Source organism: Anaerofustis stercorihominis DSM 17244, from assembly GCF_000154825.1.
Classification (GTDB): domain Bacteria; phylum Bacillota; class Clostridia; order Eubacteriales; family Anaerofustaceae; genus Anaerofustis; species Anaerofustis stercorihominis.
The window spans coordinates 66,648-91,689 of sequence record NZ_DS560017.1 but is presented as its reverse complement, the minus strand read 5'-3'; the positions used below and the strand labels follow the sequence as shown (position 1 = coordinate 91,689).

The window sequence follows — 25,042 nt, the reverse complement described above, 5'->3', positions numbered from 1 at the left end:
TCTTGCTGATGCAAATCCGCTGCACAGTATAACTTCGAAATCGTGTTGTTTAATGTGCCGAGGCACATCTTGATTAAAAAAAATCCAGCCCATTTTTCTAATGGGTAAACAGTCAAATTCTTCCTCTGCGTGAGGAAAAGAGCTTCGCTAAAAGGAATATTAAACTTACTAAAGTCATTCACCCGCAAATCACTTAAAAGATTTATTAATTTAAAATAAAATTTTCTTTGTATGGGGAAGGGAATAGCTTCTCTTCCTAAAAATAGCGGGTAGCATTTCTTAGGAAATCGAGAAGCGTTAAGCTCCACCACGTCGAACGAGTGGAGCTCTTTATCTAATCTTTGGGTAAGTAAAGATTAGTGGGGCGTAGGGCAACGCCCTACATTGGATTTTAGGGTGAAACCTTAAATAAATTTTCAGCATAAGCAACACTCGCCATCGCATCTTTTGCATAATAATCGGCGTTTATGGTCTTTGCATAGTCTTTCGTCAAAACCGCTCCGCCTACAAAAACTTTACAGTCAGGAACTTTTTTATTTAGTTTTTTTATCGTCTCTTCCATACTTGGGACCGTGGTCGTCATAAGCGCACTCAGCCCCACAAGTTTTACATCTTCTTTTATGACAGTATTAACAATCAAATCCGGATCCACATCTTTACCGAGGTCGATAACATCATATCCGTAGTTTTCAAGCAAAACTTTAACTATATTCTTACCTATATCGTGAATATCGCCCTTTACCGTAGCTATCACTATCTTTCCTATTTTTTCTTCCTTTTGTCCGCTCTTAACAAGATGATTTTTTACTTCGTTAAAAGCCGCTTTTGCAGCCTCCGCACTCATCAAAAGCTGAGGGAGAAAGATAGTACCTTCTTCAAAACCTTTTCCCACTATATCTAAAGACGGGATAAGCTTTTTATTTATTATTTCCAAAGGTTCGCTTTTTTCAAGTTCCTCCAAAGTGGCTGTCTTGGCTCTTTCTTTCATTCCCTTTACGATGCTGTCTTCAAGGCTCATAAGCCCCTCTTTTTTTATCCCTGTTTCTCTCTTTTCACTTGCGTACTTATCTATATAATCCATGCACTTTTCGTCCATATCAGATAATGTCCTGAAGGATATATAGCTTCTCATCATATCTTCGTTATTGGGGTTTATTATCGCCGCATTAAGTCCTCTGTCCAGCGCCATTGCAAAGAACACCGAATTTATTATCATCCTGTTGGGAAGTCCGAAAGATATATTTGATACTCCCAGCACACTGTTCATTTTAAGTTCGTTTTTAACTATGGATAGAGTATCCAAAGTGACGAGAGCCGAAGAAGTATCCGCACTTACCGTCATTGCAAGAGCGTCGATTATTATATCTTTTCTCTCTATACCGTACTTCTCTGCTTCTTTGATAATCTTATTTGCGATTTTTATCCTGCCCTTTGCAGTCGAGGGTATCCCGTCTTCATCAAGGCAAAGTGCGACTACTACTCCACCGTATTTTTTTACCAGAGGGAATACTTCGTCCATGACTTCTTTTTTACCGTTGACGGAGTTTATTAGAGCCTTTCCGTTATATAGCCTAAGTGCCCTTTCCATAGCTTCCGTATTTGAAGTATCCACCTGAAGCGGAACGTCTACACTGAACTGTAATTCTTTTATTACCTTTTCCATCATCTCGGCTTCATTGATTTCCGGAAGTCCCACATTTACGTCCAGTACATGAGCACCCGCCTCTACCTGCGTATTCGCTTCATTCAATACATACTCTATATCATCTTCTATTAATGCCTGTTTAAAACGTTTCTTCCCTGTCGGATTTATCCTCTCCCCGATTATTATAGGGTCTTTGTCTATATATACACATTTAGAGAAAGAAGAAATCATCGTTAAGTCTTTCTTTGTTATTTCTTTGATTTCAACATATTTACAAAGTTCCACGGTCTTTTTGATATGCTCGGGAGTGGTCCCGCAGCACCCGCCGAGTACACTGACACCCATATCCGCAATTTCTTTCATTGTAAAAGCGAATTCGCCGCTGTTTATATCATAGACTGTCTTTCCTCCCTCACTTCTGGGAAGTCCCGCATTTGGATTTAACATCAGAGGAGTGGAAGAAACTTCAAGCATTTTACCTATAAAAGGTTTTAACTGAAGAGGACCGAGTCCGCAGTTAAGTCCTATGATGTCAACTCTAAGCCCTTCCATCATAGCGATTATACTCTCCGCATTCCCTCCCGTAAGGAGCTTTCCGTCCTCACCTAAAGTCATGGAAACGAATACAGGCAAATCACAGTTTTCCTTTGCCGCAAGTATAGCCGCCTTCGCTTCGTAACCGTCGGACATCGTCTCTATCAAAATGATATCGGGATTTTCCTTTACCCCAAAAAGAATGATTTCTTTATATATTTCATAAGCGTCGTTAAAATCAAGGTCACCGAGAGGCTTTAAAAGTTTTCCCGTAGGACCTATATCCAAAGCCACATAAGCATCTTTGCCGCTTTCTTTTACTGCCTCTTTCGCATTCCTGACTCCGCTTCTTATTATATTCTCCACCGAATAAGTACCCTCTTTATCAAATTTAAGAGAATTACATCCGAAAGTATTTGCAGATATGATATCTGCACCGCTTAAAAGGTATTCTTTATGGATATCTTTAACCACATCACTTTTATCGACATTCCACATTTCGGGGAACTCCCCCGCCTTTAAACCCTTTTCCTGAAGAAGACTTCCCATACCTCCGTCGAAGAATACTTTTCTTTTTTTGATAAGCTTTAATATATCCATAATTTTTCCTTTCTAATATAACTTTATCGTACATTGTCCTGTAACCAATTTGCAGGGCACTGCCCTACTACCCTTTTTATAGGGTTCCACCCTACGAACCGCCAGTATTTTTCCTAAGCAAAAAATATCTGAAAAATATTTGCGGGGGTTTATGGGCGGAACCCCTTATACAACCTGTTTATCCTCCCACTTGGGACTTCTATACCTGATAATAAAGAATATCGCCCTTATTACCCAGTCCATTATCATCGCCATCCAAACACCGAACACTCCAAATCCCATATATTTACCGAAGATATAGCTGAAAATTATCCTGCATATCCACATTGAGCTTATGGAAGTTATCATGCAGTACTTTACATCTCCCGACGCTCTTAAAGTTGCGGGAAGAGTAAATGCCAAAGGCCATACTATCATGGCAAAACATCCATGGAACAATAAAATCTTAGTTGCCTCGTTTGATGTCATATCCGATAGATTGTACGCATTCATGATTACGGGAAGAAGGAGTACGATAATACCAACAAACAATGCTATACATACATATGTTATCTTCAACAGCTTCTTTGTATAATACCTTGCCTGCTCGTATTCCCCCGCACCCGCACATCTGGAAATAACGGTGGTAACTGCGAGGGAAACAGCCATACCCGATAATATCTGGAACGCCGCCACTACGTTCGATACCGCATTTGCGGCTATTGCATAAGTCCCGAATGTGGAAACCAAACTTAATACAATGATTTTCCCTAGCTGGAACATACTGTTCTCAAGTCCGTTTGGGACTCCTATATATAAAATACTTTTTATCATATGAAAGTCGGGCTTATATTTAAAACTCTTCTTGATATGAAGTGTGACATTTTTGTTAAGCAGTAAGATAGTAATTACTATAGCCGCCACTATCCTTGAAAGGAGTGTCGGTATGGCAACTCCCGCAGTTCCGAAATGAAATCCGTAAATGAGTATAGCATTCCCTACAACGTTTATAAGGTTCATAAGGATGGAAACCATCATTGATACTTTGGAATTACCCATTGAACGAAATATCGCCGCTCCGGAATTATAAAGTGCGATAAAGGGGATTGAAGCACTTACTATTAATAAATAAGTGTTTGCATGACCCATTACATCTGCGTCTATGCTCCCGAAAACAGTGGTAAGTATAAACTTTTTAAGAACATATACCAAAATCATCACCGCTGTGGCTATAATAGTAATGAACCATACGAGCTGGTTAGAAGCCTCGCAGGCATTATCCCTGTCTCGTTTACCGAGATACTGCCCCGCAACCACAGCTCCTCCCGTTGCAAGAGCCGCAAAAATATTTATAAGAAGTAACATCAAGCTGTCCACGAGAGATACTCCCGAAACAGCCGCTTCCCCTACGCTTGCAATCATTATGGAGTCAGCCATACCTACCAGTATCGCAAGAAACTGCTCTACTATAAGCGGCAGTATCAAAATAAAAAGTGCTTTATTTGTAAATAAATAATCCTTGGTTTTTTCTTTGTTTTCAGATTTTGTCAAGATATTCATTATTTTCCCCTGTAGATGTAAAATTGCTTGAAACAAAATTGTAAATATTTGTAAAATTTAAAAGTAATTTTCAATAATTAATATTATACATCCAAGGAATGAATAATCAAACAGTTTTATTCATAATCGCAGACATTTTTATCTTCTTCGCTAAGACCAATAAAAGCCGTCACTGTCTTTGACGGTGCCATTATAAGGTTATCCATCAAAGTGGCTCCTATCCTCCTAGGCAAATCAAGGATTTTAAATATATCCCTTTGGTATTCGAGGGATAAATCCGCATATCCGGGAGAAAATCTCGGTCTTAAGAAAAGTCCTTCTTTTTTTGCTTTTTCTTTTATTTCATCTTCCATACTATCCATATAAACTTCTATCATACTTGCGGCAGAGGCTTGAAGAACTACGGCTCTACTCGCCGAAAGTTTGGAATACTTCTGAAGCAGGATATCCACTCTGGGACCCAAAGTCGCGGCAAATAATATGACTTTTTCGCAACCCCTCAAATTTCTGCAAAGGGCTTTGCTTTTTATCTTTAGGACTTCCATATCCAAAGTATCATCATCTATTCTATTTAAATCAAAAACTTTGTAAGTACTTTTCGGATTTGCACTTTTTTTAAGCAACTCTTCACATTCTTCCATAAGCTCTAAAGTATTATTATCAACTTCTTCGCATTTATACCCGAGATACCTTAAGGTTTCACTCCTGTTGAACATTATATTTCCTCTTTTCCTTTTTAAGAAACAAACATTTAAGGGACGCTGTCCCTTACACCCTGCTTAATCTTTGCTCGCCCTAATTCGCAAATATTGCTGACGCAAATCTGCTCATGTTATTTAGTGTACTTCGTACACATAGATTTTAATTAATTAAAATCTAAAAATCTTTTTTAAAGATTTAAAATAGTCAATTTAAGAATAAAGGGCTTAACTCATATGCCGTGATGACTTTAAACGCACTTCAATTTTCCATAAAATGCTGCCCCGTCCACTGACATTAAATATCAACCGTTTTATTAACATTATTTGAGTCAAATTCTATTAAAAGAAATACAGCTAATATTTCATAATATCACAAACATATCTAAATCATATATTTCGAGTTTCTTTATTTTATCTCTGTTCGATTTTCGGGGAACAGTCAAAACACGTATCATCTGCATAAAATTTCAACTTTCACAAATAAAATTATTTATATCTTATAAAATATTGGAAAGATTATTTTTTATCCCCTCTGCTATCTCCGGTTTATTCATGGAGTAAACATGGATCCCTCTCACATCATTGGCAAGAAGGTCTATTATCTGCTCCGTTGCGTAAGCTATACCCGCTTGTTTCATTGCCGCAGGATCGTCACCGAATTTATCCACTATGGCTTTAAAACGTGTTGGAAGGTAAGTCCCCGAAAGTTCGGTTATCCTCTTTATTTGTTTCCCGTTCGTAACAGGCATTATACCCGCGAATACCGGAACTGTTATCCCGATTTCCCTTATCCTGTATAAAAAGTTATAAAGTACGTTATTATCGAAGAACATCTGTGTAGTCAAGAAATCAAGTCCTGCATCTACCTTTTCTTTTAAAAAGTAGATATCGTCTGCCTTGTGTTCACACTCCACGTGTCCGTCGGGATAGCATGCTCCTCCGATACAAAAATCTCCGCTTTCCTTTATATCTCTTATAAGCTCTACCGCATGAGTATATTCCGATTTTTCCATAAGTGACTTATCATTTGGTATATCCCCTCTGAGAGCAAGTACATTTTCAATATCATTATCCTTTAAAAGTTTAAGCTGAGCTTTTATATCTTCCTTTGAAGAACACATACATGTAAGGTGAGAAAGTGTGGGTACTGCGTATTCCTTTTGGATTTCCTTTGCGATGTTCACGGTATACGAACTGGTGCCTCCTCCCGCTCCGTATGTAATGCTCATGAAATCGGGCTTTAATTTTGCGATTTCCCCTGTTGCTTTTTCTACATCCTTATAATTAACTTCATTCTTCGGAGGGAATACTTCGAAAGAAAGAGTAGGTTTATCATGCTTTAATATTTCTGTTATTTTCATTATTTACCCCTTAATACTGTGAATTTTTAGAATTATACCATAAATCCCCGTTATTATAAAGGAATTGAGAGTTATTCACCTATTGCGATTTATGATACCTATATATAACTAAAAGGAATATCAAAGTATTTTATATTAATGCTATTGTTTATAAAAAAAACTCTCATAAAACAGAGAGAGTTTTTTTATTTATTTTCTTTTCTTTATATATATTCCTGTAATTATCATTCCCGCACCCATTAATGCCGTTAATCCAAACCACAGGCTTAAGCTGTTATTATCAGACGTATCGGGCGTATTTGAATTTGTTTTCGACCCATATTTATTATCAGAGGAATAACTATTACCTATCTTTTTATCCGAGTTATCCTCATTCGAGCTCCCGTTCTGCGGACTGTTTTTATCATCGTCCCTTTTTATATCCTGCCACTGTGCATATAAAGTAATATCATCGTAAATATAGAAGCTATCTCCCGCCTTATATGAAATCCCGCTTCCGTCTCTTTTTGTGTTCCATTCCTTAAATTCTTTTCCCTTCACGGGTGTAAATGTATTTTTTATTACGGTTACCTTACTTTCGGCCATATAAGGAGAATTTTCATCATTTAAAATCCCGCGGCCTCCGTTACTGTCGTATAATAAAGAGTAATGAATGTTAAACATCAAATTGTCATTGTTGATACCGGTTTTAGTACTGTCATTAAAAGCAGTTTCACTTTCCTTACTTCTTAACGATTCCCAAAGCAGGTTTATCATCGATCCGCTTGCCGGCATCCTCAAACATACTCGATATATTAACACTCTCTTTCAATGTAAAATTAAACAAATCAACTCTCTTTAGAGAACCGTCGCCGTAAAACATAAAAGACATATCCGTAACATTGGAGGTATCAAAGCTCATTAAATTCACTAAAGATAACTTTGGGCATTCTCCGAACATACCATACATATTGGTAACTTTGGAGGTATCGAAATCAGATACATTTACAGAAGTTAACTTTTCGCATGTAGCGAACATGCTTGACATATCTCTTACATTTGAAGTATCAAAATGCGATAAGTCTAAATCGGTCAAGGCGGTTTGAGAAAACATAAGCGACATATTCCTAACTTTGGAAGTATCAAAGCTTGTTATATCCGGTGAAGATAACTTCTCACAACTATCGAACATATTTGACATATCCGTAACATTGGAAGTATTAAAACCGGATAGATCCAAGTTAAATAAAGATCGGCAGGCAACAAACATCCATTTCATCTCAGTAACTTTAGATGTATCAAAACCCGTCAAATCAATATCGGTCAAAGAATCCATAGTGGAAAACATATTTTGCATATCCATGACTTGAGAAGTATCAAAAGAAGATAAATCAAGTCTTTTAACAGTAAACAGACCACTGAACATCCTATTCATAGATATGACTTTTTTCCCTTTAAACTCACCGTTCGGACACGGATTGGGAAGAGGCTGTCCGTCTTTCCAAGTATAAGTATTTCCCGAGGAATCTACAGCAGTCGTGGTATAGCTTCCACCTCCTCCTATCTTATTTAATTGATATATAAAGCTTTTATCATCATCGCCATTACCGTGAATTCCTACACTTAATCCATCCTGCCCGCTGTAGCTGCAATCCGTATAAGTATAAAATTCTTCCCTTTGAGCATCGGTCAAATTATCCGAGGCTGCATATACTTCATTATTAAAAGTAATTCCCATACTGACTAAAAAAACGAATGTAAAAACGATTAAGGATAACAATAATTTATTTTTCATGATTTTTTTCTCTATCTTATTATATTTACTTTATTGTAGCATAAAATGAAACAAATATTTAAGGAAACTGTTTAATAATATGATTTCAGATACATATCTTACATTTTCTACCATAATTATTAATAAACTATCAAAGGTTTTTATGAACAATAAAAAAGCAAAGGCTATCTGACCTTTACTTTTTTTATGCTTGAGTAAGAAGAATAAACTGTTTTCTTACCTACCTTTTTATAGGCTCTGACTTTATAATAATAAGTCTTCTTTGATTTAAGTTTTTTATTAGTATAACTTCTGCTCTTTGTAGTCTTTATAAGCTTGTATCCCTTGCTTTTCTTTGTGGAACGATAAATCTTATATCCGCTTGCACCTGATACTTTATTATATTTTACTATTGCTTTTTTCTTTCCACTTTTTAATTTTACGGACGGACTTTTCAGAGAAGGCTTTACTTTTACGGTGTTGTATTTGCTCGTTACCATTCCGTTTTTATTGTTATAAGCAACAACTCTGTAATAATAATATCTTCCGCAGGTAAGCCCGGAATTTATATAAGAAGAACTTTTATAGCTTAATGTCTTGATTTTCTTAAACCCGCTCTTAGAAGATGTCGAGCGATATACATAATATCCGCTTGCATTCTTGACTTTCCCCCATGAAACTTTTACGGCATTGTAATTATAACTCACAGATTTTGATTTTACTGCCGACAGAGATATCTTAACGGGAGGCCTAACGACGGGTTTATCATCTTCTATAGGCGGCTTGACAGGTTTTTGTTCTTCTTCGGATATGGTCACGGCGTCCTTTGATTTTAAAATTACTTGATATTTAACATTATCTCCTACCAAAGCATAGACCTTTTTGCTGTCAACAAAAAAACTCATATCGGAGGATTTTGAATATATATCATTACCCAGCTTATTCCATTTAACATCCTTTAAATAATAGATTTTGGAAGTTCCGTTATCTATGGTCCCCATATAAATCACATCGTTCTTCACACCAAAGCCTGCGTCGTAAGACTGAAAATCCAAACCCGATATAGTATCATCATTCCAATTACTACCGTCAAATTTTGTCATTACGATTTTTTCATCTTTATTTCCATTATATCCGAAAGCATAAAGACCGTTATTGTCTGCACATAAATCGATATATGATTTATATCCTCCCGAAAGCTCATGAACTTTCTTAAATATATTATTTTCAAGCTTATATATTGATACATTGTTTATACTTGTATCATTGTCCGCATACATAAGGTAAACGGAATTTTTATACATTACCATTCTTGGATTTACTATATATTTTGCATCCAGCGTATTCCCGACACTGTCCATACCGCTTCCGTTCCATTTAACAACTTTAACATTCTTATTATCACTGTCATAAACCATATAAAGTTCATTGTTTAAATTTACGGCGTAAGGTGAATTAGAAAAGCTGCTGCCTGTCTTTGCTCTCCATTTTTCGACCCATTTCCCACCTTCGTATTTTTTTAATACAACGGCATTGTTATTTCCTATGTATTCCGGATAAAAGACATATACTTCTCCGTTTACCACAGCCATATTTGAATTGAGCCTTACATCGTTTCCTATTTTTCCTCCGAGAAGACTGAAAGTATTATTTTTATACTCATATACCTTATCTTGGTTTAAAACATATATGCTGTCGTTATACTTTTCTACTGCCGTAGGCTGCATACTATCCCCGAAAGTCAAATTTCCGTTATCCTTTATGGTTTCCCACTGATTTTCGGTATCCAATTTCGGCATGGTAAGGTCAAAAGTTATATAATCATCACCCTCATCGGTCACTTTTGCAGTTATCATACTGTTGGCACCGTTTGTATATACTATGGCATTATCTGTAATCCCCTTATTTACATCACTGCTTCCGATAGAGACTCTCTCAGGATTATTCTTAATCGATAGAGCAGCTTTCATCACATTTCCGCCGTTGTCGTTTACTCCCGTTTCCCCCGGACGGAAAACATATATGTAATTGCTTTGAAGATTGCTTCTTTGGTCATTTGATAAAGCATCGTTTACCCTATAGCATATAAGCCCCGAGTAAGGTATTTTCTGATCGACATTATTATAGTCATTTATATCCGTCTTTTTTCTGTATTCGAATACAAAATATTCATTTTCATTTAAAGAAGTCCTTACCATAACGGCATTCTTCCCCTTATCGGAATATGGTTTATGTAGTGTAAAGGACTTTGTACCATCGAATACTTCTTCTTTTAAATCATCATATCCCAAAACCTTTCTGTTCCAGCTTAACAGATGTGAAGGGAAAGGTGTAGTGTGTGCCATTATATCATAAGTCCCTACAGGGTCGCCTCCTTTATTGGTATACAAATCAAGTATCCCTAAACAATGAATGAATTCATGGACGGTAGTTGCTGTAGAGTCTGGCATTCTGCTGTTCAAAACATTGTAATTAAATATACTCTTTCCCGCTATTTTAAAATCAGGGTCTTCAAAATTGGCTTTGTGAGACCACAATAAATCTCCCCTATCGCCATCGTCAGGATAATCTTCCTGAGAAATCTGAGCCATTATTGTTACATTATCTATATACCCGTCATTATCCTTATCTATCAATGAAGAATCTATTTTATCCTCGTATCCCTTCGCCTTTTTAAGACAATCTGAAACAAAGGTCTCTCCGTTTGAATAATCGGATTTATCTTTATCTAATGTGATATATGTTATCGTTCTGTTATCATCATTGACCTGAGGGAAATAGGAAGTAACGTTTACTTTACCATTTGAAATCAACTTCATATATTTTTGAAATGATTCTTTTATAGAACTATCATCATATTGATTAAATTCATGCTCCATATGAGTAAAATTTGTATGACCGCCATAAGAATCTTCATTGTACATTTCACTGGTATCGCTCTTAAAACGTACAATAAAAACAAGGTTTCCCATTTCTTTAGTCGAAGCATTTGCACTAGGTATAAAGGCTAAAAAGCTTAAAAGCAAAACACTCAAAACTATCAAAGTCTTTTTTAATTTCATTTTTATTTCCCCCAATATATCTTACTTTGATTATATTATATCTATTTTAAAATAGCTACCAAAATCGGTAAAACCTTTACAAAAAATATGATTGTTTTATATATTTTTGTAACTTATAGAATGAATTCAATATACACAAAAAAAGATAAAGGCTATTTGACCTTTATCTTTTTTACACTGGAATAAGATGAGTAAACTGTACTCTTTCCTACTTTTCTATATGCTCTGACTTTATAATAATAAGTCTTCTTTGTTTTAAGTTTTTTATTAGTATAACTTCTGCTCTTTGTAGTCTTTATAAGCTTGTATCCCTTGCTTTTCTTTGTGGAACGATAAATCTTATATCCGCTTGCACCTGATACTTTATTATATTTTACTATCGCTTTTTTCTTTCCACTTTTTAATTTAACGGACGGACTTTTTAGGGAAGGTTTAACTTTAACGGTGTTGTATTTGTTTCCGAGAATTAATTTATCCGATTTATTATATGGAACAACTCTAAAGTAATAATACTTACCGCATATAAGTCCTGAACTTACGTATGATGTGGTTTTATTACTTAGTGTCTTTATTTTAGTATACTTACCTTTTAAGCTGGTTGATTTATAAATATAATATCCGCTTGCGTTAGAAGTTTTATTCCAACTTAACTTAACTGCATTATAATTATAGCTTGATGCTTTAGTTTTAAGAGAACCAATGATAAGCTTTGGAATAGATGAAGTTTTTAATGGGATTTATCACGAGTACAAGTATATTTCATAACTCCATTATGACTCACAGTTGCCTTTTGAGCTACAACACCTCTATCCCAAGCATGCCCTAAAACTTCTATTTCCATTTCGGAATTTGGCATTATTTCATTACATACATTACATACTTTATACATTAATCCATTTTCAGTACACGTAGGAAGGATTGCAATAACAACTTTATTGAATTTATGACCTAATGCATTACCTACAAACTTATCTTCTTTATAACCACAATTCCTTGAACATTCCTGATGTAAAATTCCAGCTTTAGTACATGTTGAGGAAGTTTCTCTTATAGTTTTCATATCATGTCTGAGAGATGATATAACCTCATCCCTAGTATCATGACAAACTTTACATACTTTATGTTCACTGCCCTCTTTTGTACAAGTAGGCTCCAAACTTACAAAACTTTCATAATCATGTCCGTTAGGTAATCCTTCCATTATATCCTGAGTATACCCGCATTCTCTAGAACATATTTTATGAATTATCTTAGACTCCGTACATGTTGCCGGAGTTTCTCCTATAATATGCATATCATGTCCCAACTTATCAATCTGTACATCTTCAACTTTACTGCAAACTTTACACGTTTTTACTATAAGTCCAAATTCAGTACAAGTTGGTTCCAATTGTATTTCTTCATTAAAGTCATGAGGAAGCATTGGAATAATTTCATCAACTTTTCTATATTTACATACACTGCACGTTCTACTCTTTTCTCCTTTTGAAGTACATGTAGCATCTATGATATTTTCATCTCCTAGTGAACATATATTATTATATTTAAACTTATAACCAAGAGGCTTCAATTTATTATAATAGTAAGTATATACACTTGATTTAGCATGAGCTTCTATAATAATACTATCATCATATGAATTATCTGTAAAATTAAATGAATATTTGCCAATTGAAGGATTTACGGCTTTTATAACAGCCAACTTTATATTTTTACACATATCAAAAGCAAAATCTCCTATAGTACTGACATTATCAGGTATAATTATACTACTTAAACCTACGCACCCATAAAAGGACGACTGCCCTATAAAGGTCACCGTATCAGGTATATTTACTGCTTTTAAATTTTCACAATTATAAAATGCATATTTATCTATATACTTTAATCCTTCATTAAGAGTTACGTTCTCAAGAGAGTATGTATCTCTAAAAACACTATCACAAATTTTTTCTACATTACTTGGTATCACAATACTTTTCAAAGAAGTTTCTGAAAATGTATAATCTTTAAGAATTTTAATATTATTAGACAATGTTACACTTACTAAATCTTCACAGTAAGCAAATGAAGCATCTTCTATTTCAGTGACGCTATCCGGAATATCTATACTTTTAAGTCCTGTTCGAGAAAAGGCACCATTACCTATAAAAGTAAGTTCTTTTGGAAGTATAATCTCAGTTAAATTAATGCAGCCTAAAAATGATAACCCATCTATCATTTTAACAGTATCGGGAATCACAATACTTTTTATACCACAATCTTGAAATAAACCACTTGATATTTTGTTTATTGTTTTAGGTAAAGTTACATCTGTTAAATAAGTACAACCGGCAAACGCTAAGCTACCGATATCCGTAACGGTATCGGGAATATCAATCGTTGAAATCTTGGTAGCTGAAAAAGCTTCCTTTCCTATGGACAATAAACCTTCCGGCAATTCTAAATTTGTAAGTTCACTACATCCGGCAAAAGCATAATCACCAATAATTTCAACTGTTTTGGGAATATTCAAATCTGCAATTCCGGTATTAGAGAATGCACGTGATTTGATATTTTTAGTTCCTTCGGATAATTTTATACTTGTTAAATTAGAACACTCATAAAAAGCGAATTCATCAATAATTTCAACAGTACCCGGTATTTCAATACTTGTTATTTTATTACTTCTACTATTAAAACTGTTATCAGGAATATAAGTGACAGTATAACCATTTATAATACTTGGGATTATAATATCCCCACTACAATCAGGACCTTCGCTTACGGATACTTTTTTAGAACCTGGCGTATTATTAATAATTTGAAATGTCAACTTATCATCATCCGAATTAAACTCTTCCCACAGCGTATAAGAATAGTTGCTAGTTTTATTTGTATTATATGTATCACTATTCTGAGCAGACACGCAGGCACTTCTAAAACACATTATGCACAGTGAAAAAACAAATATAACAACAAGTTTGTTCCTTTTCATATCATTTCCCCTTTTTATATAATAACGAACAATTTAGATATAAATATCAAAATCTTTTACTATATTTATTATACTACAAAATACCACCCAAATCACAAGAACTTAACTAATAAACTTAAATAATCTGCTCTCACGGGGCACTACGCCTGACTTCGTCAGATTCCGCGCCCCTTAATTATCTACTAACACCCCAAAAAGCGTTCAATATTGATCAACCTAAATCATAACCATTAGCTTTGACACAGCTATAAACATATTCCCTTCAAATATACAAATAAAAAACGACCTCTACCAAAGGTCGTTTTATTATTTACACCGATAAGTCTTTCTTAGAAAACACCAAAGCTCCTATTATAAACATAACTGCAGCAAGCAGATATAATACACCCATACATATATACGAACTCTCGTCTCCTGCTACGATCCCGCTCGTATCAAACAAAGTAAGAGGAGTTAAGTATTTAAGTTTTTCAAACTTATCTCCCGCCTGAGAAAGCATTTGAATGAGAAGAAAACCGACGTTAAAAGCCGCAGATAATCCCAGAGCATACTTGCTGTCGGAGAATATACATGAGAACATAAAGCATAATGCGACGATAAAAGCCTGAAGTCCGAACAGCCCTATATTCATTACAAGGAATTTTCCTATATCAAGTTCACCCTCAAACATTACCTGACTTAAAACTATTGAAAGTACAGTCACATACACTATCAAAATCAATACCATAAGTATCATAGTAAATATCCATGTTGCTATTATTTTTCCTCTTCTGTTGGGAGTGGATAATATATAGGACATGGAACCCTTGTCGATATATCTTGTTATAAGCCTGTTTGACAGGATTATGGAGAATATCATCGGAAAGGCTACAAATAAAAATCCATATAAATAATTTGATATGAATTCTATCATGGTACTTCCGGGGTCAGACATTTTAAATGCGGAAAAAAGACCCGGCATGCTTTCAGCCATCTGTTTTAAGCTTTCGCCCAGCTTAGGGTCGAACATGCTTATTATCATCGAAGAATAAAGAGTAAGTACACCTATGAATATAAGAAGTATTTTATAGTTGGACTTTATTTCTTTTTTCAGTAAAGTTAAATTAATCATTATTTTCGCCTCCGTAAAAATGCATAAAAAGCTCCTCAAGGCTTTGCTGTTCGATATCAATATCAATTACATCAAAAGACGCAAGCTTCTTTATGAATTCGTCCATATTCCCTTTTACACCGACCTTGACGACTTTATCTTTAATGGAAGTATTCATGAACATAGCCGCAAAATTTTTAGCTTCGAATTCGTTTTTAAATTCTATCCTGAAATTCTTGTTCTTATTTTCCTTTAATTTATTTATGTCTTCGGTAAGAACAAGCCTTCCGTTTTTGATTATTACGCTCCTGTCACAGGTCTTCTCTATTTCTTCGAATATATGAGATGACATCAAAATCGTAGCTCCTCTTTCCTTTTCTTTTAAAATCAGTTCCACGAATTTATTCTGCATCAATGGGTCCAGTCCGCTTGTAGGCTCGTCTAAAATGAGTATATCCGGGGAATTCATAAAAGCACATACTATGCCTATTTTTTGTTTCATCCCCTTAGACATCTTCTTGATTTTACCGCTTGCGTCAAGTTCAAAAAATTCCTTCAGCTCGTCGGCTCTGTCTAAGTTATTCATCCCCTTCATGTCTGCGATAAACTTTATGAAATCGTCCCCCTTCATTTCGTCCATCAAAGAATTTTCTCCCGGCAGATATCCGAGAGATTTATTTACTTCCTCCGCATTTTTAAAAGGATCCAGCCCGTCTATACTTACACTTCCCCTATCCCCTTTGATAAACCCCAAAAGCGTTCTTATCGTAGTTGTCTTCCCTGCCCCGTTGGGACCTAAAAAGCCTAGGACTTCTCCCTTTTTGACTTCAAAACTAAGGTCGAATACGCCTTTATTACTTCCGTAATCCTTAGTCAGATTTTCTATTTTTATCACACTCATTTTGCTCTCCTTATTGCTGTTTCATTATTTATGACAAGAGGATCTCTTCTCTTTGATTTAATAACTGTTAGTGTTTATACTTTTTCCCTTTTTAGAACTGTTTTGATAGCATACATTATCAAAATTCTAAAGGTCATTCACAGACACCGATAAATCTTTGCGATTATCCGTAAATAATATATAAATCTATTATATTATTTATAAAAATTATTCTTAAATATCTCCATCCACTTATTAAATTCCACAAGCAGTTCATCAATATTTACTTTCTCATGTTTCATTCTCTTTTCATGCATGTAGCCGTCGCACATCCATATGGACATTTTATAAATCTCGTAAACATCTTCTTTTCTCTTGAATTTCGATAAATCCAGATTGGAAAAATAAAGCTCAAAACTATCTTCATATAACTCGGCGAGCTGTTCATTGATTTCATCCGAAATCAACTCTTTATCGTTATAAAAACATCTCAGACAAAAATCCATAAGAAAAGGATTTTTTTCCAAAAGATTTATTTTTATCTCCGCCCCGTAATCAAGCAAATCAAAGAAATCGGTTATTTTTCCGATCTCGCTTTGGTCTATATTATCCGAAACCAGCTTCATTGCATATTGATATATAAACATGTATAAGGTCTTCTTATTTTTAAAATAGTGAAACAACAGACCCTTTGATATATCGGCCTTTGCCGCAATATCGTCCGTAACGGCTCTATTGTAGTCATTCTTTGAGAATACTTCCATAGCCGCATTTATTATCCTAAGCTGTTTTTCCTCCTCAAGAGAATAGAACTTTTCATTTATTTCTACCATATTTGACCTCTTATCAACATTATTTATTTACTAAAAATCAATCTAATGTATATATTTCATAATTAAACTATTTATTGATTATATACCATGCAGCCCCAAAGTCATCACCAATAAATACATAATAAAATATCATATATATAACTTAAAACTTGGATTTTTATACATTGTTTCAAAATCAAGGCTATGTATCAATAACCAAAGTAATTTATCATACTTAAGTTAAAACTATATAATCGGTTAAAATTCATAGCTCAAGTTAAGTTATTTTAATATATTTCAAGCAAAAATATATCCTGACTCAGTGCTTAAAAGCTTCTTATTAAATATGTATCATCTTATAAATATTATTTTGCCATTATTATATATAACTAGTTTCATGTTCATTTACAAAAAGCTTGATCACTCTACCCCACGGAAATTTCGATTCTTCTGTTCTCGTTAATTCAAAAAATATGATTTTCATACATAGCTTTTTTGTCCCTTATAACCAAAGATTAGAAACACACTTATTTTAAATGTTGGTTCTTATGTTTATAATTATAAAAATCTAATATAATAAATTAATTAACATTTTATTATTAAAATATCACTTAAGCTAAATATTTTCTGATCTAATAATATAAACAAAACTTATTATAAAACATATATCAAATCGTAAATATAATACCGCCCATATTATTTACGTATCCATACTTTTGCATCTCTTACGGCAAAGGATAAGGCACTGAGCCTAGGAGAAATTTTGGTTCTTTTTATTCCTAAAAAGAACATATACTCCCCTTAACCGCCTCGGTTAATAACAAGTATAATCCATTGACTATTTTTGTAAACCCCCTCAGTCAATAAATTTCATATTCTTTTAAAACCAAGAACACTGGAACTTTTATATAAATATGATAGAATATCATTACACGGAGGACATAATGACACAAGATAAAATCAAATTGAGAGAATTAAAAGAACAAGACTTACCGGAAATAAAAGGATTATTATATGAAACATGGATAGAACCCGACTTTGGAGATAATGAAAAAGTCGCTGATAAAATGAGCATGATATTCTTATATGAACTTTTGATAAGGCATACTTACTCAAAAGTAGCGATATACGAAGAAAGAGTAATAGGAGTTATACTCGGAAGAAGCGATAACACATATAAGCTTAGATATAATTTGAAATATCTTATCAAAACCGTTTTCCATGCTTCATCTCTATTTTTGACAAAGGACGGAAGGAAAGCCATAAAAGAAGGAAATAAAGAAGGTGAAGCGGATAAACAGCTTTACGATAAAGTAAAAGACCATACGAACGGAGAGCTGGTCCTTTTTGCGATGGATAAAAATATGAAAGGCATGGGGATAGGGAAAAAATTATTAAATGACTTTTATAGCTACATGAAAAAAGAAAATGTAGACACGTTCTATTTATTTACAGATTCAAAGTGCGATTATTCTTTTTACGATTACAACGGATTTGAGAAAAAAGACGAAAAGGAAGTCGTCTTTAATAATCAAAGGGAAAGGTATTTTGTTTATACCAAAAATGTTGAATAAGGGCTTTCAGCCCTTAAACCTTCCTGCGGGGTTTCGCCCCGCACCCCACCAAAAATTTGCTCGTCCAAATTTTTGGATTAAAGGACGCCACTCAATCGCCGTGGTGGCTTATAGCGACTGGATTTTCTACAAAATGCTACCCGCATTTTGTGAAACAGTCGCTACCCCATTCCCCTAACATAAAAAGTTTTATCTTAAATTAAAGGTAGTAAATCTCTTAGGTAAAATGCGGATGAATAACTTCAGTAAGTTTAATATCTCTTCCACGAAGGCTTAGGCACCTCGCCCAGCGGGGTCGTTTTGTTCATTCTGTGACTATTAAAAAACTTCGAAGAAGGCTTACTAAAATTTACTTAAGTCAATTTTATATGTGTGAAACACAATTAATAACACGATTTCGAAGTTATGCTGTGCAGCGGATTTGCAGCAGCAATATTTGCGAGTCGGACAAGCAAAGAATGGTCAGGTTTTTAAGGGCAGAGCCCCTAGGAATGTTGTTTCTTTAATAAAAGATTAAAATTCGCAAATAGCCATAAATGGAATTTGCTCATGTTGTCCGTTATATTTCATATAAAAATATTTTATCAAAGCTAAAATATTCAAGACTCTTCGAGTCTTCGGATAGTCAAAAAAAGACCATCATACGATGGTCTTTTTAAAATAATCGTTAAATTATTTAAGTTCGATTTGTCCGCCAACTTCTTCGATTTTAGCTTTGATTTCTTCAGCTTCTTCTTTGCTAGCGCCTTCTTTAATAGCTTTTGGAGCGTTATCAACGATTTCTTTAGCTTCTTTAAGTGCTAAACCTGTTACTTCTCTAACAGCTTTTACAACTTTAAGTTTTGCATCTCCTGCTGATGTTAATACTACATCAAATTCTGTTTGTTCAGCAGCTGAGCCTGCAGCACCTGCATCACCTGCAACTACTACTTGTGCAGCTGCGGCACTTACACCAAATTCTTCTTCTAAAGCACTAACTAATTCAGATAGTTCTAAAACTGACATTGATTTTACTTCTTCAATAATTTTATCAAATTTTTCACTCATTTTAATTTTCTCCTATTATTTTCTTAATTATTTTACGCTACGAAACTAAGCACTTGCCTGTTCGTCTTCTTCTTTCTTTTCTTTGATTGCATTGATAACACATGCAAAGTTTGAAATTGGAGCTTGTAAGCTTCCAAGCATTTTTGCAAGTAATGCTTCTCTTGATGGTAATGTTGCGATTTTTTGTAATTCTTCAAGACTTGCTATGCTGCCTTCGATTACGCCGCCTTTGATTGTTAAACATTCCAAATCATTTGATTTAGCGAATTCGCTAACAACTTTAGCGGGAGCAACAACATCACTGTTACAAAAGCCAACAGCAGTACTTCCTTTTAATGCATCTACAAGTTCATCATATCCGCATTCTTTTGCTGCAAGTCTTAAGAATGTATTCTTATAAATCTTATAATCTACATCTGCTTCTCTCGCATTTTTTCTGAATGCAGTATCTTGTTCCACATTGATACCTTTATAGTCAACTAAAACGAATGCCTGTGCATTTTTCATTTTGTCTACTATTTCGGCAACTATGGCTTTTTTACCTTCTAAAATAGTTTCTGATGCCACGATATTTCCTCCTATCATAAAAAATACTCTTTCCGCATGTTAAGAAGAAAGAGTATCTGTAACTCCACTCTTAACCTCGGCAGGAACTTTACGGATTTTCTCCCCCTGCTGTCTGCGGTATATATAAAAGGTTTTACCCTTTTAAAGACGTGAATAAGTTTTATTTAATTTTAAAACTTAATTATTATACAACATTAATTAGAATTTTGCAACTGAAAGTTTGATTCCAGGAGACATTGTGCTTGTTAGAGTAACGCTTCTGAAATATTGACCTTTAGCAGCAGATGGTTTTGCTTTCTTAACCGCTTCTATCAATGTATTTAAGTTTTCTGTGATTTGTTCTTCACTGAAGCTTGCTTTAGCTATAGCAACGTGAATGATGTTTGATTTGTCAAGTCTGTATTCAACTTTACCGGCTTTGATTTCTTTCACTGCCTTTTCAACATCGAATGTTACAGTACCTGATTTAGGGTTAGGCATTAAACCTTTAGGTCCCAAAACTCTACCTAGTCTACCTACAACACCCATCATATCAGGAGTTGCTACGACTGCGTCAAATTCAAACCAGCCTTCTTTTTGGATTTTATCCAAATATTCTTCGGCACCTACATAATCAGCGCCCGCAGCTTTAGCTTCTTCGGCTTTTTCACCTTTTGCGAATACCAATACTCTAACTGTTTTTCCTGTTCCGTGAGGAAGTACGATCGCTCCACGAACTTGTTGATCGGCATGTCTTGAGTCAACGCCGAGTTTAACGTGAAGTTCAACCGTTTCGTCGAATTTAGCTGTCGCCATTTTTTTGATCAAAGCTACAGCTTCGTTTATATCGTATGCTTTACCTTGTTCAAGCATTTCTTTTTTTGCAAGATAATTTTTACCTTTTTTCATTATATATATATCCTCCTGTGTGGTTACATTTAAATCCTTATTTATCTCTCCCACATACTACGAAATAAATAATTCCTTATTATTCTTCTACCGTGATACCCATACTTCTTGCAGTACCTTCGATCATGCTCATAGCTGTTTCGATCGTAGCTGCATTTAAGTCAGGCATTTTCATTTCCGCAATTTCTTTAACTTGCGCTTTTGTTAACTGAGCCACCTTGTTTCTGTTTGGTTCGCCGCTTGCTTTTTGTAAGTTAAGCGCCTTTTTGATAAGAACCGGTGCAGGTGGTGTCTTTGTTATAAATGTATAAGAACGGTCTTGATATACGCTGATTACAACAGGGATTATAAGTCCGCCTTGTGATTCTGTTTTTGCGTTAAATGCTTTACAAAAGTCCATGATGTTTACACCATGCTGACCAAGAGCAGGTCCAACAGGTGGTGCAGGTGTTGCTTTACCTGCAGGAATTTGTAATTTTATCATTCCAACAATTTTCTTTGCCATTTTACTATCTCCTAAAAATTCAATTAAAATTTACTTACTTGTGTAAAATCAAGTTCTACAGGTGTTTCCCTGCCGAACATAGATATGTTTACTTTTAATTTAGCTTTATCTATATTTATTTCTTCTATTACTCCCGTGTAGCTTTCAAAAGGTCCGGATAAAACTTCTATTTCATCGCCGACTTTAAGATCGGTAGTAATCGTTTCTTTTTCAATAATTCCGAGATTTCTAAGTTCTTCTTCCGTTAATGGTACAGGTTTTGATGCGGGACCTACAAATCCGGTCACCCCTCTGGTATTTCTGACGATATACCAAGCGTCATCAGTCATGTACATTTTTACCAAAACATATCCGGGAAAGACTTTTTTTTCTACAACTTTTCTTTCTCCGTTTTTAGTCTCTTCAACTTTATGCATAGGCACTACGACTTCTTCGATTATATCGGACATATTCCTTCTTATAACAGCGGCTTCGATATTCTCTTTGACCTTGTTTTCATATCCGGAATAAGTATGTGCAACATACCAAAGTGCTCTAGTGCTGTCGCTTTCAATTTGTTTTACATTTTCACTCATATCCATTACCTACTAAAAAAGACCTTTTAATAAACCTAAAACAGTATCTAAGCCCCAAATAAATAGTGTCAGTACCGCACAAATCACTACAACCACTATCGTATACTGAATCAATTCATCCTTTGTAGGCCATGTAACTTTTTTCAGTTCCACAGACACGCCTCTGAAAAAGTTTGAGACGCTTTTAAACCATCTAATTAGAAAAAATTCAGGTTTCTTTACGGCTTTAGCATTTTTATTACCTTTTGCCATGATCCATACCCCTTATTTTGTTTCCTTATGATTAGTATGTTTCTTGCAAAATCTACAATACTTTTTAAGTTCTAATCTTTCTTTTGGATTATCTTTATTTTTCATTGTATTATAGTTTCTTTGTTTACACTCTTCACATGCAAGTGTTACTTTTACTCTCATTATTTACAACCTCCGCTGTATTCTTGTGAAATTTCATATCTACAGGATTAAATACGAAATCTCTGCAAACTTTACTTTTTATAAGCGGTCCACATCACTGATAAAAATTCGGCTTGCAACATTAAAAAAAGGCTTTTTTCGCCTTTAGCACAATTAGTATACCATATATATGGGAAAAATCAAGAGAAATAAGGGATTTTTTTGAAATTTTTATGGTCTTCTGCACTTTTCATTTACCCTTAGATATTATATATAAAACTCTCTCTTATAAATATTAATGAGAATTCATTAACATATAAAAAATAATTTTTCAAATCACATGGGCAGTGACTAAAATGTGACCACTTTCGAGATAAATATTGAACAAATATTCGAAGTAGTATATAATAAGACCGAGCCGTAGAATAAGGTGCGGGTGGTTTCCTCTTTACTACATAAAGGGGGTGGTGCTATGAAGATAGATTACGTACTGATAATAAAAGTACTTATACTACTATTCGAAATAGCCGCCGCTATTTTAAGTTTCTTTATTTAAAAAATAAGAAAAATTAAAATAACTACCCAGTTGCAACCTAGGTAGTTATTTGTTATTAAAAAACACATCTGGGAAGCCACCTTCATCTCTACGGCTCCTTCTTTATTTATATTATATTCTTTAATTTATATCTTGTCAATACTTATATTAAGGGCTGTCCGCCCTTAAACCCATTGTAAGGGACTCCGTCCCTTACGAACCCTGCAAATATTTTTCCGAAGCAAAAAATATTCGATAAAATGCTTTCACTCAATCGCCGTGACGGCTTTAACGCGGTTCGATTTTCTACAAAATGCTGCCCGCATTTTGTGAAAGAACCGCTATCCCTACCAATAAAAAACTAGGGATTCTACACCTTTCACCACTCAAAGTTTTCTCCAAAGCAAAAAACTTTGAGTAAAATACTTCCACACTGTGAAGCTAAAGCTTTCGGGGAAAGGATATTAAACTCATAATCCATATTAATCCGAATAATACCCAAGAGATTTATTTTCTATAGTTTAAAAATATACTCATATTTCCTTGTAAGACTTTAACATATGATTTTAGACAGTTGCTATTACTATCCATATAAAATTAAACTTATTAACTTAAAACAAGATGATAAAAAAGAATACAAATGTATTTTTTTTGCAGGATTTTATAAAACTATTTTTCAAAACTATTTCTGTTTACGCACTCTTATAATTTAAACTATATTTATCAATATGAGATTATACTTTTCAATTTACTTTAACAAAATCACTCTTAAAAAATACCAGTTAAGTTTAAAACTCTTCACAACTATAACCGATAAAATACTTCTATTCTCTTAGTCTATTCAAATATAAACAAATAAATATTAAAATAATATTGACGATACAATCTGTAAAAATGAATAAATGAAACATGCTGATAATGAGCAATTACAGTATGTAAACAGATATAAATCGTAAAATCACAATCTGAATTGCCTTATTAAAAAAGAAATAAATATTATTTAAAATAAAAAACAAAAACGGATTTAAGATGAAAATAGACTATAGAAAACTAGGAAAAAGGTTAAAAGAGCAAAGGAAGAAACAAGGTCTTACACAGGAAAAATTAGCGGAGTATGTAAACCTGTCGGTAAGTCATCTTAGTCATATAGAAAACGGGAACGAAAAGACATCACTTCAAACTATAGTTAATTTAGCAAATATTTTAAATATAAGCCTTGATGACCTTTTAGACTTAAATTTGAGAAAAAGATCCATGTACCTAACGATAAGAGAAATCGATTTACTGTTTAAAGACTGTACAAAAGAAGAACGAAAAATATTGATAGATAATCTTAATTATTTAAAGAGGGTCGAGTTGAGAAAGACGGAGAAAGAATATATATAAGCTAAATAAAATGGATTTTAGATTTTTTATAAAATAGGAGCGAAAAATGGAAAGAAAAATATTGGAAGATTTGTTTTATGGAAATATAGAACCGATGCAAATAGAAAGTGAACTTAGTGATGAGGTCTTGGAAAAAGGGAACAATCTATTTAAAAAAGAAAATAGTTTTAGCAAAAGTTTATCAAAAGAAAAGTCAGAAGAATTTGAAGAACTGAGTAAAAAGTGGCTGGATTATAATTTAGCTGATTGTGCTCATTATTTCATTGTGGGTTTCAAACTTGGAGCTAAAATGATGAAGGGTATATTGGAAGAAGATAAATAAAACACTCCTATAGGGTGTTTTTTTATTTAATAATATTATTCTTGTAGGCAAATAACGGGTTAATGACATCAGCAAGTTAAAAATTTCTTCAACGAAGGCTTTAGCCACCGCGGCGAGCGGGGTCGTTTTGTTCATTCTGTAACTATTAAAAGACTTCGAAGAAGGCTTATTAAAAATCACCTTAGGAAATTTTATATGTATGAAACACATTCAATAACATGATTTCGAAGTTATGCTGTGCAGCATATTTGCTTTAAGAATATTTGCGAGTCGGACAAGCAAAAAATAGCGGCGAA

21 protein-coding genes and 1 other annotated feature are annotated in these 25,042 nt (G+C 34.1%); of the genes, 3 read left to right on the top strand and 18 right to left on the bottom strand.

Translation table 11 applies throughout. From position 1 onward, the window contains the following. Window positions 1-391: 391 nt before the first annotated feature. The 11 genes from ANASTE_RS03745 to ANASTE_RS03700 all read right to left on the bottom strand — a co-directional run bounded on the left by ANASTE_RS03745 (window position 392) and on the right by ANASTE_RS03700 (window position 16,975). Entirely contained in the window at window positions 392-2,779 is a 2,388-nt protein-coding gene (locus ANASTE_RS03745) for a homocysteine S-methyltransferase family protein (RefSeq protein WP_007049615.1), read from the bottom strand. Between the two features lie 165 nt (window positions 2,780-2,944). Then, the gene (locus ANASTE_RS03740) at window positions 2,945-4,318 is read right to left on the bottom strand and encodes an MATE family efflux transporter (protein ID WP_039944935.1); all 1,374 of its coding nucleotides are present in this window, start codon (window positions 4,316-4,318) and stop codon (window positions 2,945-2,947) included. A 116-nt stretch (window positions 4,319-4,434) separates the two neighbouring features. After that, window positions 4,435-5,034 (bottom strand): vitamin B12 dependent-methionine synthase activation domain-containing protein, encoded by a 600-nt coding sequence (locus tag ANASTE_RS03735; RefSeq protein ID WP_007049613.1) that lies wholly within the window; start codon window positions 5,032-5,034, stop codon window positions 4,435-4,437. A 482-nt stretch (window positions 5,035-5,516) separates the two neighbouring features. After that, window positions 5,517-6,380: a methylenetetrahydrofolate reductase [NAD(P)H] gene (gene metF / locus ANASTE_RS03730; RefSeq protein WP_007049612.1), complete on the bottom strand. Its 864-nt coding sequence runs from the start codon at window positions 6,378-6,380 to the stop codon at window positions 5,517-5,519. A 189-nt stretch (window positions 6,381-6,569) separates the two neighbouring features. Beyond that, entirely contained in the window at window positions 6,570-7,136 is a 567-nt protein-coding gene (locus ANASTE_RS11280; RefSeq protein WP_007049611.1) for an InlB B-repeat-containing protein, read from the bottom strand. Next, the gene (locus tag ANASTE_RS11275) at window positions 7,102-8,154 is read right to left on the bottom strand and encodes a BspA family leucine-rich repeat surface protein (protein WP_052294589.1); all 1,053 of its coding nucleotides are present in this window, start codon (window positions 8,152-8,154) and stop codon (window positions 7,102-7,104) included. The genes ANASTE_RS11280 and ANASTE_RS11275 overlap by 35 nt, the downstream gene beginning before the upstream one ends. A 164-nt stretch (window positions 8,155-8,318) precedes the next feature. Next, the gene (locus tag ANASTE_RS03720; protein ID WP_007049609.1) at window positions 8,319-11,195 is read right to left on the bottom strand and encodes a metallopeptidase domain-containing protein; all 2,877 of its coding nucleotides are present in this window, start codon (window positions 11,193-11,195) and stop codon (window positions 8,319-8,321) included. Between the two features lie 727 nt (window positions 11,196-11,922). Next, a complete protein-coding gene (locus ANASTE_RS03715; protein WP_039944933.1) occupies window positions 11,923-14,172 on the bottom strand; it encodes a leucine-rich repeat domain-containing protein in 2,250 nt (749 codons plus the stop codon). Window positions 14,173-14,482: 310 nt separating this feature from the next. Then, window positions 14,483-15,283, bottom strand: coding sequence for an ABC transporter permease (locus ANASTE_RS03710; RefSeq protein WP_007049607.1), 801 nt, complete (start codon window positions 15,281-15,283; stop codon window positions 14,483-14,485). Then, complete coding sequence (locus ANASTE_RS03705; protein ID WP_007049606.1) at window positions 15,276-16,163, bottom strand: ABC transporter ATP-binding protein; 888 nt, start codon at window positions 16,161-16,163, stop codon at window positions 15,276-15,278. Before ANASTE_RS03705 ends, ANASTE_RS03710 begins: the two co-directional genes overlap by 8 nt. 194 nt (window positions 16,164-16,357) lie before the next feature. Next, window positions 16,358-16,975 carry a TetR/AcrR family transcriptional regulator gene (locus tag ANASTE_RS03700; RefSeq protein ID WP_007049605.1) on the bottom strand — a complete coding sequence of 206 codons (618 nt, stop codon included), beginning with the start codon at window positions 16,973-16,975 and terminating at the stop codon, window positions 16,358-16,360. 923 nt (window positions 16,976-17,898) lie between these two features. Here ANASTE_RS03700 and ANASTE_RS03695 point away from each other — a divergent pair. Continuing rightward, window positions 17,899-18,528, top strand: a complete 630-nt coding sequence (locus tag ANASTE_RS03695) for a GNAT family N-acetyltransferase (RefSeq protein WP_039944930.1) — start codon at window positions 17,899-17,901, stop codon at window positions 18,526-18,528. A 672-nt stretch (window positions 18,529-19,200) separates the two neighbouring features. Here the strand turns inward: ANASTE_RS03695 and rplL are convergent. From rplL to rpmG, 7 genes are all read right to left on the bottom strand, one after another. Beyond that, complete coding sequence (gene rplL / locus ANASTE_RS03685) at window positions 19,201-19,575, bottom strand: 50S ribosomal protein L7/L12 (RefSeq protein WP_007049602.1); 375 nt, start codon at window positions 19,573-19,575, stop codon at window positions 19,201-19,203. A gap of 45 nt (window positions 19,576-19,620) precedes the next feature. Further along, the gene (rplJ, locus tag ANASTE_RS03680) at window positions 19,621-20,142 is read right to left on the bottom strand and encodes a 50S ribosomal protein L10 (RefSeq protein ID WP_242648101.1); all 522 of its coding nucleotides are present in this window, start codon (window positions 20,140-20,142) and stop codon (window positions 19,621-19,623) included. 11 nt (window positions 20,143-20,153) lie between these two features. Beyond that, window positions 20,154-20,278: a sequence feature (ribosomal protein L10 leader region), on the bottom strand. A 62-nt stretch (window positions 20,279-20,340) separates the two neighbouring features. Beyond that, window positions 20,341-21,030: a 50S ribosomal protein L1 gene (rplA, locus tag ANASTE_RS03675; protein WP_039944923.1), complete on the bottom strand. Its 690-nt coding sequence runs from the start codon at window positions 21,028-21,030 to the stop codon at window positions 20,341-20,343. A gap of 79 nt (window positions 21,031-21,109) precedes the next feature. Next, window positions 21,110-21,535, bottom strand: a complete 426-nt coding sequence (rplK, locus tag ANASTE_RS03670; RefSeq protein WP_007049599.1) for a 50S ribosomal protein L11 — start codon at window positions 21,533-21,535, stop codon at window positions 21,110-21,112. A gap of 23 nt (window positions 21,536-21,558) precedes the next feature. After that, window positions 21,559-22,116, bottom strand: a complete 558-nt coding sequence (gene nusG / locus ANASTE_RS03665; RefSeq protein ID WP_007049598.1) for a transcription termination/antitermination protein NusG — start codon at window positions 22,114-22,116, stop codon at window positions 21,559-21,561. 6 nt (window positions 22,117-22,122) lie between these two features. After that, entirely contained in the window at window positions 22,123-22,362 is a 240-nt protein-coding gene (secE, locus tag ANASTE_RS03660; RefSeq protein WP_007049597.1) for a preprotein translocase subunit SecE, read from the bottom strand. 12 nt (window positions 22,363-22,374) lie between these two features. Next, window positions 22,375-22,524 (bottom strand): 50S ribosomal protein L33, encoded by a 150-nt coding sequence (gene rpmG, locus ANASTE_RS03655; protein WP_007049596.1) that lies wholly within the window; start codon window positions 22,522-22,524, stop codon window positions 22,375-22,377. 1,543 nt (window positions 22,525-24,067) lie between these two features. On the opposite strand from rpmG, the gene ANASTE_RS03650 reads away from it, so the two are divergent. Next, window positions 24,068-24,424 carry a helix-turn-helix domain-containing protein gene (locus tag ANASTE_RS03650; RefSeq protein ID WP_007049594.1) on the top strand — a complete coding sequence of 119 codons (357 nt, stop codon included), beginning with the start codon at window positions 24,068-24,070 and terminating at the stop codon, window positions 24,422-24,424. 46 nt (window positions 24,425-24,470) lie between these two features. Further along, complete coding sequence (locus ANASTE_RS03645; protein WP_007049593.1) at window positions 24,471-24,746, top strand: DUF6809 family protein; 276 nt, start codon at window positions 24,471-24,473, stop codon at window positions 24,744-24,746. Window positions 24,747-25,042: the final 296 nt, after the last annotated feature.

Excerpts from the sequence above, each read along its gene's own strand:
- ANASTE_RS03745 (WP_007049615.1), bottom strand. The coding sequence starts at position 2,779 with ATGGATATATTAAAGCTTATCAAAAAAAGAAAAGTATTCTTCGACGGA.
- ANASTE_RS03740 (WP_039944935.1), bottom strand. The coding sequence starts at position 4,318 with ATGAATATCTTGACAAAATCTGAAAACAAAGAAAAAACCAAGGATTAT.
- ANASTE_RS03735 (WP_007049613.1), bottom strand. The coding sequence starts at position 5,034 with ATGTTCAACAGGAGTGAAACCTTAAGGTATCTCGGGTATAAATGCGAA.
- metF (WP_007049612.1), bottom strand. The coding sequence starts at position 6,380 with ATGAAAATAACAGAAATATTAAAGCATGATAAACCTACTCTTTCTTTC.
- ANASTE_RS11280 (WP_007049611.1), bottom strand. The coding sequence starts at position 7,136 with ATGATAAACCTGCTTTGGGAATCGTTAAGAAGTAAGGAAAGTGAAACT.
- ANASTE_RS11275 (WP_052294589.1), bottom strand. The coding sequence starts at position 8,154 with ATGAAAAATAAATTATTGTTATCCTTAATCGTTTTTACATTCGTTTTT.
- ANASTE_RS03720 (WP_007049609.1), bottom strand. The coding sequence starts at position 11,195 with ATGAAATTAAAAAAGACTTTGATAGTTTTGAGTGTTTTGCTTTTAAGC.
- ANASTE_RS03715 (WP_039944933.1), bottom strand. The coding sequence starts at position 14,172 with ATGAAAAGGAACAAACTTGTTGTTATATTTGTTTTTTCACTGTGCATA.
- ANASTE_RS03710 (WP_007049607.1), bottom strand. The coding sequence starts at position 15,283 with ATGATTAATTTAACTTTACTGAAAAAAGAAATAAAGTCCAACTATAAA.
- ANASTE_RS03705 (WP_007049606.1), bottom strand. The coding sequence starts at position 16,163 with ATGAGTGTGATAAAAATAGAAAATCTGACTAAGGATTACGGAAGTAAT.
- ANASTE_RS03700 (WP_007049605.1), bottom strand. The coding sequence starts at position 16,975 with ATGGTAGAAATAAATGAAAAGTTCTATTCTCTTGAGGAGGAAAAACAG.
- ANASTE_RS03695 (WP_039944930.1), top strand. The coding sequence starts at position 17,899 with ATGACACAAGATAAAATCAAATTGAGAGAATTAAAAGAACAAGACTTA.
- rplL (WP_007049602.1), bottom strand. The coding sequence starts at position 19,575 with ATGAGTGAAAAATTTGATAAAATTATTGAAGAAGTAAAATCAATGTCA.
- rplA (WP_039944923.1), bottom strand. The coding sequence starts at position 21,030 with ATGAAAAAAGGTAAAAATTATCTTGCAAAAAAAGAAATGCTTGAACAA.
- rplK (WP_007049599.1), bottom strand. The coding sequence starts at position 21,535 with ATGGCAAAGAAAATTGTTGGAATGATAAAATTACAAATTCCTGCAGGT.
- nusG (WP_007049598.1), bottom strand. The coding sequence starts at position 22,116 with ATGGATATGAGTGAAAATGTAAAACAAATTGAAAGCGACAGCACTAGA.
- secE (WP_007049597.1), bottom strand. The coding sequence starts at position 22,362 with ATGGCAAAAGGTAATAAAAATGCTAAAGCCGTAAAGAAACCTGAATTT.
- rpmG (WP_007049596.1), bottom strand. The coding sequence starts at position 22,524 with ATGAGAGTAAAAGTAACACTTGCATGTGAAGAGTGTAAACAAAGAAAC.
- ANASTE_RS03650 (WP_007049594.1), top strand. The coding sequence starts at position 24,068 with ATGAAAATAGACTATAGAAAACTAGGAAAAAGGTTAAAAGAGCAAAGG.
- ANASTE_RS03645 (WP_007049593.1), top strand. The coding sequence starts at position 24,471 with ATGGAAAGAAAAATATTGGAAGATTTGTTTTATGGAAATATAGAACCG.